We start from the raw sequence: 10426 nt of genomic DNA on the forward strand, positions 1-10426 counted from the left end.
GCCGCCGAACCCCGTGCCGACCAGCGCCGCCGGGTGCTCACGCCGGCGGGGGGCGCGGCAACCGGCCTCCGCCGCAGCCAGGGCGTGCCCCCCGCCGCCGGCGGTATCGGGGCACTGCTCGCGGGCGCCGTCGCCGCCGCTGTCATCGGCGCCGCGGTCATCAGCGGAGGCGGCAGCAGCCCGTCCCGGCCGCCGACCGTCGAGGCGGCGCCGGGCACCCCGCCGTCCCGCGACCCGGTCCAGCTGCTGCGCCTCGCCGGGCAGCAGGTCATCCACGCGACCCAGCCGGCCGTCCGGCCGGACCAGTTCGTCTACACCGAAACCGTCGTCGTGCGGCTGGAGATCCATCCGGACGCTCGCACCGTGACCGGGGAGCCGCGGCTGGTCCGGCAGTGGCTGTCGGTGGACGGCACCCGCCCGGGTCTCACCCGCGAACGGCCCCTGGACCGTCCCGACGCCGGCTGGCGCGATGACCGGATCCCGGCCTGCCCCGCCTGCCCCGGCACGCTGCGCGGCGGCCTGCCGACCGACGCCGGGGCGATGGCCGCCTACCTGTACCGGCCGCCGGGCGACGACGAGGGCTGGCACCTGGAGACCAGTGACGCCGACACCCGCGCCCTGGACCGGGCCACGGTGGTGCTGACCGTCGCGCAGACCGCACCGGCCGTGCAGGCGGCCCTGTTCGCGGCGATGGAACGCATCCCGGGCGTACGGGTCCGCGACGGCGCCGCCGACCTGGCCGGCCGCACCGGGGTCGCCCTGGTATGGCGCACCGGCACCGGCGACCTCGAGCTGATCTTCGACCCGCAGACGTTCCGGTACCAGGGAATGAACCGCACGCTCACCGTCCGGCCGCAGCCGGCCAACGCCACTGTCCAGGTGCCGGTGCGCGAGGCGCTCCAGCACGTCGCCGTCGTCGACAATTCGGGAGACACCGCATGAGAGTCACCACGCTGCTGTTCGCGTTCACCCTGGCCGGGTGCGCCGCGAGCCCGGGGGCACCGGTCGCGGCCGTCGAGCCACCCGCCGCCGCGCCGGCCGAGCACGCCGTCCCGGCCGAGCACGCCGTCCCGGCCGCCGCCGAGACCGGCTACGAGCAGGCGCTGCGCTTCGCCCGCTGCATGGGCGAGCACGACGAACCCGTCCCCGAGCCGGTCGTGGGCAGGCCGCTGCAGTTCGGCACGCCGGTCGAGGGCACCTCGTGGATGCGGCTGGACACCGACGCGTTCATGGCGTGCCGGGCGCTGCTGCCCGCCACCTGGCCGGTGCGGGCCGACCCGGCCGACGTCGCGCGGGAACGCCCGTTCGGCGAGTGCATGCGCGAGCGCGGCTTCGCCTGGCCGGAGCCGGACGCCGACGGCATGGTCGCGTACCCGGCGGACCCGATGAGCTACCAGACGCCGCAGTACCGCGCCGCGGAGGAGGCCTGCCGGTACCTGTACGACGACCCCGCCAACAACGCACCGCGATGATCACTCGGCTCGCCGCGAGGTCGCCGGCTGAGCGGCGGGCTTGGCGAGGGTTCGCAGTGACACGACCGCCCAGACGCCCTCCAGCAGCAGGAAGCCCCAGTCGTGCCCGATCGCGGCCTCGACCGCGAGGAGGGAGGAGCCGAGGAGATTGAGCCACCCGTAGGCGCGCGAGGCGGAGGACAGCCTGCCCAGCTGCACCAGCACGAAGGGCAGCAGCACACACAGCGAACCGAGGACCTGGACGAACATGGCGCACTCCCGCACACCACGCCGTCTTGTCGGGCCGGGTACGACGTGACTCGTCCGGGACGGGCGCTCAGCTGCGCGCCGCCACCACCCGACTATCGCACGCATCCCAGGTCAGCGGCCACACGGGCGAGTGAGGTGCGGCGGTTCTCACCACCCTGCAACCTCACCCTGCTTCGCTGATCCCATGATCAGCAGGATGGCGGCGGTCGTCGCCGCGTGCGTCACCGGTGCGCTGCTCGCCACCCCCGCCGCGGCGGCCACCCCGGGCAACTGGCCGCAGCACGGCGGCGGCGCGGCCAACGACAACTACCAGCCCGACACCGGCGGGCTCGACGTACGCCGGCAGCTGTGGCAGCGGCAGGCCGGCGGCGACGACACGGTCGGCGGGACGGCCGTCGCCGGCGGCGCGCTCACCGTCGCCTACGGCAAGGGTGCCCTGCGCCGAGTCGACGTGCGCACCGGCGCGGTCACCGTGCTGGGCAAGCTCACCGGCCGCCGCCCGCAGCAGCTCGCCGACGTCGACGGCGCCCTGTACGTGCGCAGCCTCGACGCCGACGGCACCCGCAGCCGGCTCGCGTCCTACGACCGGGCCGGCGTGCGCCGCTGGGAGGTGACCCTGCCCGACGACGACGCGATCCTGCCGTTCACCGTCGCCGCCGGCCACGTCCTGGTGACCAGCGGGCCGAAGTGCCGCGAGCTGTGCACCGGGTACCACCTGCGCGCGTACCGCACCCGCAACGGCACCCTCGCCTGGTCCGGCGCGGTCGACGGCGACGCGGGCGGCTCCCCGGCGGTGGCCGGCGACACCGTCGTGCAGGGCGCCTACGGCCCGGTCCGCGGCACCGGCGACGGCAGCGGCGGGGCGAACCTGCTGTTCGCGTTCGACGTCCGCACCGGCGTGCGCCAGTGGACCCGGATCCGGCCCGGCTTCTCCCTGGTCGGCCAGCGCGGCTCGCTGCTCGTCTCGGGCGCCGGCCCCGAGGCCCTGTGCTCGCTGAACCCGTCCACCGGCGCCGCCCGCTGGTGCCGCGACACCCCGGTGGCCGACGAGTGGGTCGACGGGCTCTCCGCCGGCGGTGGCGCCCTGTTCGGCTACGGTCTCACCGGCACCGTCCGGCGCTACGACCCGGCCACCGGCGCCACGGCGTGGGCGACCCCCCTCGCGCTGCCCGGTTACGAGTACAACGCCCTGCACGCGGACCTCGTCAGCGGCGGCGGACTCGTGTACGCGGCGGTGCGGCACGGCAACTTCACCCCGTCGTCGGAGTTCACCGAGATCGTCGTCCTGCGCGCCGCCGACGGCCACGTGATGCGCCGGCTGCGCATCGCCGCGTACGACGACACCTACGCCGAACTCATGCCCGCCTCGGGCCGCCTCCTACTCGTCGGCGACCACACGATCCGCGCGTTCGGCTGAGACGCCGTCCGGCTGAGATGCCTTTCGGCTGAGGCGGCTGGCTTCGGCTGAGGCGGTTCAGCCGGACGCGGCTCAGGCCCTGGCGGCGATGATCGCGTCCCGCAGGGAGTGCAGGGCGTGGGCGCGGGCGCCGGCAAGGGACGGCTCGTCGGTGCCCTCGGCGGGGCGGACCGGGACGTGGCGCGGCAGGCGGGCGAACGCGGCCCGCACCGCCGCGAGCACCGGCGGCCGGCTCCCCCACGGGCCGCCGAGCACGATGAGCGCCGGATCGGCGAGGGCGACCACGGCGGCCAGGACGCCGCCGACCGCCCGGGCGACGGTGTCCAGGTCGGCGGCGAGCAGGGCCGGCACGTCGATCGCGGTCGAGCCCGGCTGGCGGAGGCCGAGCCGCGCGAACACGTCGGTGAAGGGCATCGCGCGGCCGTCCGGGCCGGTGGTGATCAGGTGGGCGATCTCCCCCGCGAGGCCGGCGTGGCCGCGCAGGACCTCGCCGGCGCTGACGACCGCGCAGCCGAGGCCCTCGCCGAGGTACACGTAGGTGAAGTCGTCGCCGGCGCCGTGGTCGCGTTCGGCGCGGGCGGCCCAGTTGACGTCGTTGTCGACGGTGACCGGGCCGGTGATGTGCGGGGCGAGCAGCTCGACCGGGTCCAGGTCGCCGACGAGGAACGGGGCGTCGGGCAGGTGCACCAGCCGCCCGGTCGCCCGGTCGACAGGGTCGGCGGCGCTGACCGTGGCGACGCGCGCCGGACCGGCCACGCCCCCGCCCGACGCGGCGTCGGCCACGGCGGCGGTCAGCGCGGCGGCGACGAGGTCGGGCTCGGCCGGGCCGGACAGGGGCCGGGTCGCCCTGGTCAAGACGGTGCCGTGCGCGTCCAGGCGCTCGGCGACCACCCCCGCGGGGGCGATGCTGACGGCGAGGGCGGTGCCCGCGGACGGGGCCAGGCCGTAGTAGGTGCCGATCCGGCCGCGGCCGGTGGTGCGCTCGCCGGTGTCCACGACCAGCCCGGCCTCCGTCAGCCGGCGCATGCTCTCCGACACGGTCGGCTTGGAGATGCCGGCATGGACGGCCAGCTCCGCCCTGGTCAGCCGGCCGGCGTGCATGAGGGCGCGCAGGACGTGCTCGTCGGACAGCGAGCGCAGCAGCTCGAGCGAGGGTTTGACCGGCGTCACGTGCCGATTCTAGTCAGGACTCTTGCCTAAATCCGCGACCCGCCGTACGGTCACCTAGTAAGGAGTCCTGACTAGAAGGAGCGCGAGGCCATGCAGGTCCAGACCGCACTGCCGCACTGGGAGACCATGCCCGACGACCTGGGCGCCGCGACCCGCGAGGTCAAGGCGGCGATCAGGGCCCGCATCGCGGCCTCGGGGCGCACCGTCGAGGAGGTCTTCGCCGTCGTGGAGCGGGGCATCGAGACCGAGGTCCGCGCCATCGAGGCGGCCCGCGAGCGCGGCGAGGCCGTCTGGCCGGTGATCGACTACGCCGACATCGCGGCCGGCGCCGTGCCCGCCGAGACCCTCGCGCAGCTGCACCGCCGCGGGTGCCTCGTGGTGCGCGGCCACTTCGACCGGGAGCAGGCGCTCGGCTGGGACCGCGAGATCGTGTCGTACGTGGAGCGCAACGCCTTCTTCGAGCACTACCGCGGCCCCGCCGACGACTTCTTCGGCAGCGTCAACTCCAAGCCCGAGATCTACCCGATCTACTGGTCGCAGCCGCAGGTGCAGGCCCGGCAGAGCGACCGGATGGCGACCGTGCAGACGTTCCTCAACCGGCTGTGGAAGCACGAGTCCGACGGCGTGCGGTGGTTCGACCCGGAGCGCGACGCGATGTACCCGGACCGGATCCGCCGCCGCCCGCCGGGCGCGACCTCCGGCGGGCTGGGCGCGCACCTGGACCCGGGCACGCTCGACCTGTGGATGACGCAGGCCTACCAGCAGGCGTTCCGGCACCTGTTCGACGGCAGCGTGGAGCAGTACGACCCGTGGGACGCCGCCCACCGCACCGCCGGCCCGCAGTACCCGGGATCGACCATGTGCTCCGCGTTCCGCACCTTCCAGGGCTGGACGGCGCTGTCGGACATGGACCACGACCAGGGCGTCCTGCACACCGTGCCGATCCCCGGGGCGATGGCGTACCTGATGCTGCGCCCGCTGCTGGCCGACGTCGCCGACGACGACATGGGCGGGGTCACGGTCAACCGGGCGTTCCCGGCCAGTGACGAGCGCCTGCACGGGCTGCTGCTGCGGGCCCTGAGCGGCATCCCCGACGTGCGCGCCGGCGACTCCGTCTGGTGGCACTGCGACATGATCCACTCGGTGGCGCCGGTGCAGGACCAGCAGGGCTGGGGCAACGTCATGTACATCCCGGCCGCGCCGTGGTGCCCGCGCAACGAGGCGTACAGCGGCTCCGTGCGCACCGCGTTCCTCACCGGGTCCAGCCCGGCCGACTTCCCGGAGGAGCACTACGAGCGGGCCTGGGACGGCCGGTTCGGCGTCGAGCAGCTCAACGCGACCGGCCGCCGCGGCCTGGGCATCACCGTCTGAAGGCCAGGTCAGGCACCCCTGGGCCGGAAGAACACCCGCCGCAGGATCGCCGGGGCGAACAGGCCCTCCGGCGGCGCGGTCAGGTTGACGGTGCGGTGGAAGGCGACCGCGACCTCCGGCGACGTCTCCGCGGCCCGCAGCAGCTTCGCGATGTACCAGTTGAAGAACCGCACCTTCGCGGTCCGCGTCCCCGGCACCGACGGGAACGCCAGGTCACCGCCGACGGCCATGTCCCACGGCGTGTCGATGACGGCCGACGCCTGCGCGTAGAAGCGCCGCGGCAGGCCGGCCAGCCCGCCGTCCAGCGCCGAGCGCAGCTCCAGGGCCTCGAGGGCGGCGACGGTCATGCCCTGGCCGTAGATCGGGTTGAACGCGCAGATGGCGTCGCCGAACGCGAGGTAGCCCTCCGGGTGCCGGGTGAGCCGCTCGTACCGGCGGCGCACGCTCGCCGGGACCCGGAACGGCCGCGGCGCGGTCAGCGGCCGGGACCGGTGCACGACCTCGGCGAGGTCGGCGATCGGCAGCCGGGTCGCGTAGGCCGCGAAGCCCTCCTCGTCGGTCGGCGGCAGGTCGTCGCCGAGCCCGGCGAGGGTCAGGATCCAGCGGTCGCCCTCCATCGGCAGCAGCGCCGCCCCGAACGGGTACTTCGGTGTCACCCCGGTCAGCACGCCGAGGGTGCCGCCGGGCAGCGGGGTCCGCTCGTACTCGCGGGTGGCGTAGACCACGCCGGCCATCACGCTGTCCTGCTCCGGCGGCGCGTACCCGAGCTCGGTGAGCCAGGTCGTGCCCCGGTTGCCGCGGCCGGTCGCGTCCACGACCAGGTCCGCGGGCAGCTCCTCCGCGCCGCCGCCGCTCGCGACGACCTTCGCGCCGGTGACGGTGCCGGCGTCGTGCAGCAGGCCGGTCGCCTCGAGCCCGCCGCGCAGCTCCACGTTCGGCAGCTTGGCGACCCGGGACCGCAGGTAGTCCTCCAGCGCGGGCCGGCTGACGGCCAGGACGATCAGGTCGGACGCGGCGCGGGCCATCGGGACCGGGCCGTTGTGCCAGGCGAACCCGGCGTGGATGTCGACGGTGAGGGCACCGGCGGCGACGAGCTCGTCGGTGAGGCCGGGGAACAGGCCCTCGAGGACCTCGCGCCCCTTGGCGAACAGCATGTGCGCGTGCCGGCCCTGCGGGACGCCCTTGCGGACGCCGGTGCCGGTGAGGTCGTCGCGGTCGAGGACGGTCACGGTGTCGAAGGTGTCGCTCAACGCGCGGGCGGCCAGGAGCCCGGCGATGCTCGCGCCGAGGACCACCGCGCGCGTGGAATGGCTAGTCATGCGCCCAGACGACCATTGATCCACGACTATTCATAGGTAGAAATACACGGACCGCGCATCATCACGTGCCGCGTGTCACATTCACGACCGGCGTGCCGGACGGGCAGGTGAACGACATCCGGACGAGGTCGTTGCCGTGGCGGAACTCCACGAAGGCGGTCACGGCAGGACCTGCCTGCACGGTTTCCGTCTTGTACGGCTTGGCCGCCGCCGACGTGATCACCCGGGCCTGCCCGCCGCCGGCGCACGCGACCTCGGCGGTGCCGCCCTCGCTGGTGAACGTGACCGGGTCGGCCGCCGGCGTCGACGGGTCGCCGGTGGCCGCCGGAGAGGTCGCCGCGGCGGTGGTGGCCGGGCCGCCGCCCGCGGGCCGCCCGTCGCCTGTTGCCGCCGACCCCGGCGCAGCCTGACCGGACGGCGTGGCGGCCGACTGGGTAGGACCGGGCTGCGATGTGCCGGGCCCGGCGCCGGGCGTGGCCCCGGACGGTCCGGGTGCCGCGCTCGCCGCCACCGCCGCGTCCGCGGTGCCGGGCCGGCGGTCGGCCCGGTCCAGGCCGGCGAGCACCCACGGGAACGCCGCGGCGACGAGCAGCACGACCGCGGCGACGGCGTACCAGCGGGCGCGGGAGGGCGGCAGGGGCTCGGGCGCGGCGGCTGCTGCCAGTACACCGGCGGCGGCCTCGGCGGAAGGTCGGGCCTCGGGCTCCTTGTCCAGGCACGCCATGCACAGCCGGGCAACCGCGTCGGGCACCCCGGGCAGCGCGGGCAGGGGCAGCGGCGGCGTGAAGACGTGGTCGCGGATCAGCTGGGTCGTCGTGTCGGCCGTCCACGGCAGCGTCCCGGCGAGGAGCCGGTAGAGCAGCACGCCGAGTGCATAGACGTCCGACGGGGGCACGACGTGCCCGGACAACCGCTCCGGCGCCAGGTACGCCGGTGTGCCCAGGATGTCCTCGAGCGGCTGCGGGCCGGCGGGCGCGGCGAGGCCGAAGTCGACGAGCTTCGCGCCGGTCGCGGTGACCATGATGTTCGCCGGTTTGACGTCCTGGTGGACGAGGCCGGCCGCGTGCGCCGCGGCGAGCCCGGCGGCGACGCCGGCGCAGACCCGGAACGCCTCCTGCGGCGGCAGCTCCCGCTCGTCGAGGTGCCGCTGCAGGGACCGGCCGGCGACCAGCTCCATCACCAGGAACGGGAAGCCGTCGTCGCCGAAGTCATGCACCTGGGCCAGGTTGGGGTGCGACAGCCCGGCCGCGGCGCGCGCCTCGCCCTGGATCCGCTCGCGGGCGTCGCCGTCGCGCAAGTGCAGCACCTTGACCGCGACCGCCCGGTGCAGGACCTCGTCGCGGGCCCGCCACACGACGGACATACCGCCCGAGCCGAGCAGCTCCTCAAGGCGGTAGCGACCCCCCAGCAGCAGCTCACCCATCGGGACATCCTGCACCATCGATGGACGAAGCCCATCACCGGAACCTCTGGTCTGCGCCGCCCGGCTGCCGATGGGAGTCAGGGAGGCCACCATGACCACGATCTTGATCATGCTGGGATGCGCCCTGGCGGGCGCGGCGATCGGCGTCGCCGCCGGCCGGCGACGTACCGGCGGCTGGGACGCGGTCGCCGATGTGCTGCGCCGCGCCGCTGCCGGTGACCTCACCGGCCGGGTCCCGGCCGGTGCCGACCCGCAGGTCTCCGCCGCCGTCAACGGCACCCTCGACCGGGTCGCCGGCGCGGTCCGGCAGGTCTCGACCGCCGGCGCCGCCCTCACCGACGCCGGCCGGGAGCTCGGCCGGATCGTCGAGGACATGCTGACCTCCGCCGAGCGCTCCGTCGCCGCGTCGCAGCGCGTCCTGGACGCCGCGAAGGACGTGCACACCCAGGTCACCAGCGTCGCCGACGGGGCGAGGCAGCTGGACACGAGCATCCATGAGATCGCCCGCAACAGCACCGAGGCGGCCGGCGTCGCCGCCGACGCGGTGCGCGTCACCGACTCCACCGGCAGGACCATGACCAGGCTCGGCGACTCGTCGTCGGAGATCGGCGCCGTCATCAAGGTCATCACGTCGATCGCGGAGCAGACCAACCTGCTCGCCCTCAACGCCACCATCGAGTCCGCCCGGGCCGGGGCGATGGGCAAGGGCTTCGCCGTCGTCGCCAGCGAGGTCAAGGACCTGGCGCAGGAGACCGCCACCGCGACCGAGGACATCACCCGCCGCATCGCCGCGCTGCAGTCCGACACGACCGGCGCCGTCCAGGCCATCGACCGGATCACCGACGTCATCGGCCGGGTCAGCGGCTACCAGACGACGATCGCCCGTGCGGTCGAGCTGCAGAGCAGCACCACCGCCGGGATGAGCGGCAGCATCGGCCGGGCCGCCACCGGCGCCGCCGAGATCGCCGACACGATGACCGCCGTCGCCGGCAAGCGCAAGGAGGCGCAGGAGGCGGTGCTGCGGGCCAAGGAGCTGACCGCCCGCCTGGACCGCCTGACGGCCGACCTCGCCGGCGCTGTCGGCGGCTTCCGGCTCGGCTGACCGGCCGACCGGCAGGCATCGGCACGGGGGTTACCGATCGGGGCGAGTGCGGCATGCCCGGGGACGTCCTGCGGGGGTGAGAACCCATCGATCGGGTGGTGTCGCGGCGGTTCACGCCCGCATGCCCGCACGGGCCGCCGAAACTGGTGGTACCGGAAGCGAAGCATGCGATCGCACAAGCTCACCGGAAGCGAGACGGCCGGCCCGGATGGCCGCGGGCCGGCCGGCGCTCGCGAGGGTGCATCATCGGGGGCGTGACCGTCCTCGTCTTGGGTGCTGTGAACACCGACCTGGTGATCGAGACCCCGCGCATCGCCGCACCTGGCGAGACCGTCATCGCGACGCGGTCCTCGACCGGCCACGGCGGCAAGGGCGGCAACCAGGCCACGGCCGTCGCCCGCCTGGGCGGCGCCTGCACGCTCGCCGCCCGCGTCGGCGCCGACTTCGACCCGGCGTCGCTGCCCGGCGTGGACGTCTCCGCGCTGGTCCGCGACGACACCGCCCCCACTGGACTCGCCGTCGTCCTCGTCGCCGCCGACGGCGAGAACGCGATCACCGTCGTGCCGGGCGCGAACGCCCACCTGTCCCCCGCCGACGTCAGCCTGCCGCCCGGCCCGCCCGGCGTCGTCCTGGCCAGCCTCGAGGTGCCCCTGGCGACGGTCACCGCCGCGGCCCGCCTCGCCCGGGCCGCCGGCTGGACGGTCGTGCTCAACCCCGCGCCCGCGCTGCCGCTGCCGCCCGGGCTGCTCGCCGACGTCGACGTCCTCGTGCCCAACGAGCACGAGCTGGCCGTCCTCGGCTCCCCGGCGGAGCTGCTCGCGGAGGCGGACGCGCCGTTCGACGTGCAGGTCGCGCAGACGATGCGGGAGGCTCGCCCGCTGCTGCGCGAGGTGCACTGCGTCC

The 10426-nt window shown here is 75.2% G+C and carries 10 protein-coding genes and 1 riboswitch; of the genes, 6 read left to right on the top strand and 4 right to left on the bottom strand.

Going from position 1 to position 10426, the window contains the following annotated elements:
• Positions 1–942: CU044_5270 family protein (locus tag AB0K00_RS56935; protein ID WP_363539933.1), on the top strand; the 942-nt coding region annotated here is incomplete at its 5' end.
• Positions 939–1472 carry a hypothetical protein gene (locus AB0K00_RS56940; protein WP_363539935.1) on the top strand — a complete coding sequence of 178 codons (534 nt, stop codon included), beginning with the start codon at positions 939–941 and terminating at the stop codon, positions 1470–1472. The genes AB0K00_RS56935 and AB0K00_RS56940, both read left to right, overlap by 4 nt.
• Here the strand turns inward: AB0K00_RS56940 and AB0K00_RS56945 are convergent, their stop codons facing one another.
• A complete protein-coding gene (locus tag AB0K00_RS56945) occupies positions 1473–1721 on the bottom strand; it encodes a hypothetical protein (protein ID WP_363539937.1) in 249 nt (82 codons plus the stop codon). It lies immediately after the preceding gene.
• Positions 1722–1736: 15 nt separating this feature from the next.
• Positions 1737–1806: riboswitch (guanidine-III (ykkC-III) riboswitch) on the bottom strand.
• A gap of 99 nt (positions 1807–1905) precedes the next feature.
• Here AB0K00_RS56945 and AB0K00_RS56950 point away from each other — a divergent pair.
• Positions 1906–3138, top strand: a complete 1233-nt coding sequence (locus tag AB0K00_RS56950) for a PQQ-binding-like beta-propeller repeat protein (protein WP_363539939.1) — start codon at positions 1906–1908, stop codon at positions 3136–3138.
• Positions 3139–3210: 72 nt separating this feature from the next.
• Here the strand turns inward: AB0K00_RS56950 and AB0K00_RS56955 are convergent, their stop codons facing one another.
• On the bottom strand, positions 3211–4308 hold the full coding sequence (locus AB0K00_RS56955) for an ROK family transcriptional regulator (protein WP_363539941.1): 1098 nt from the start codon (positions 4306–4308) through the stop codon (positions 3211–3213).
• A 90-nt stretch (positions 4309–4398) separates the two neighbouring features.
• Between AB0K00_RS56955 and AB0K00_RS56960 the strand changes: the two genes are divergently transcribed.
• Positions 4399–5679, top strand: a complete 1281-nt coding sequence (locus AB0K00_RS56960) for a YbiU family protein (protein WP_363539943.1) — start codon at positions 4399–4401, stop codon at positions 5677–5679.
• 8 nt (positions 5680–5687) lie between these two features.
• Here AB0K00_RS56960 and AB0K00_RS56965 read toward each other — a convergent pair whose 3' ends face one another.
• Both AB0K00_RS56965 and AB0K00_RS56970 read right to left on the bottom strand, forming a co-directional pair.
• A complete protein-coding gene (locus tag AB0K00_RS56965) occupies positions 5688–6998 on the bottom strand; it encodes an FAD-dependent monooxygenase (protein ID WP_363539945.1) in 1311 nt (436 codons plus the stop codon).
• Positions 6999–7059: 61 nt separating this feature from the next.
• Entirely contained in the window at positions 7060–8421 is a 1362-nt protein-coding gene (locus tag AB0K00_RS56970) for a serine/threonine-protein kinase (protein WP_363539947.1), read from the bottom strand.
• Positions 8422–8512: 91 nt separating this feature from the next.
• Here AB0K00_RS56970 and AB0K00_RS56975 point away from each other — a divergent pair, with 91 nt between their 5' ends.
• Together AB0K00_RS56975 and AB0K00_RS56980 are read left to right on the top strand one after the other, a co-directional pair.
• Complete coding sequence (locus AB0K00_RS56975; protein WP_363539949.1) at positions 8513–9523, top strand: methyl-accepting chemotaxis protein; 1011 nt, start codon at positions 8513–8515, stop codon at positions 9521–9523.
• Between the two features lie 254 nt (positions 9524–9777).
• The coding region (locus tag AB0K00_RS56980) for a PfkB family carbohydrate kinase (RefSeq protein ID WP_363539951.1) at positions 9778–10426 on the top strand (649 nt) is incomplete at its 3' end.

Source organism: Dactylosporangium sp. NPDC049525 (assembly GCF_040676755.1).
GTDB lineage: Bacteria > Actinomycetota > Actinomycetes > Mycobacteriales > Micromonosporaceae > Dactylosporangium.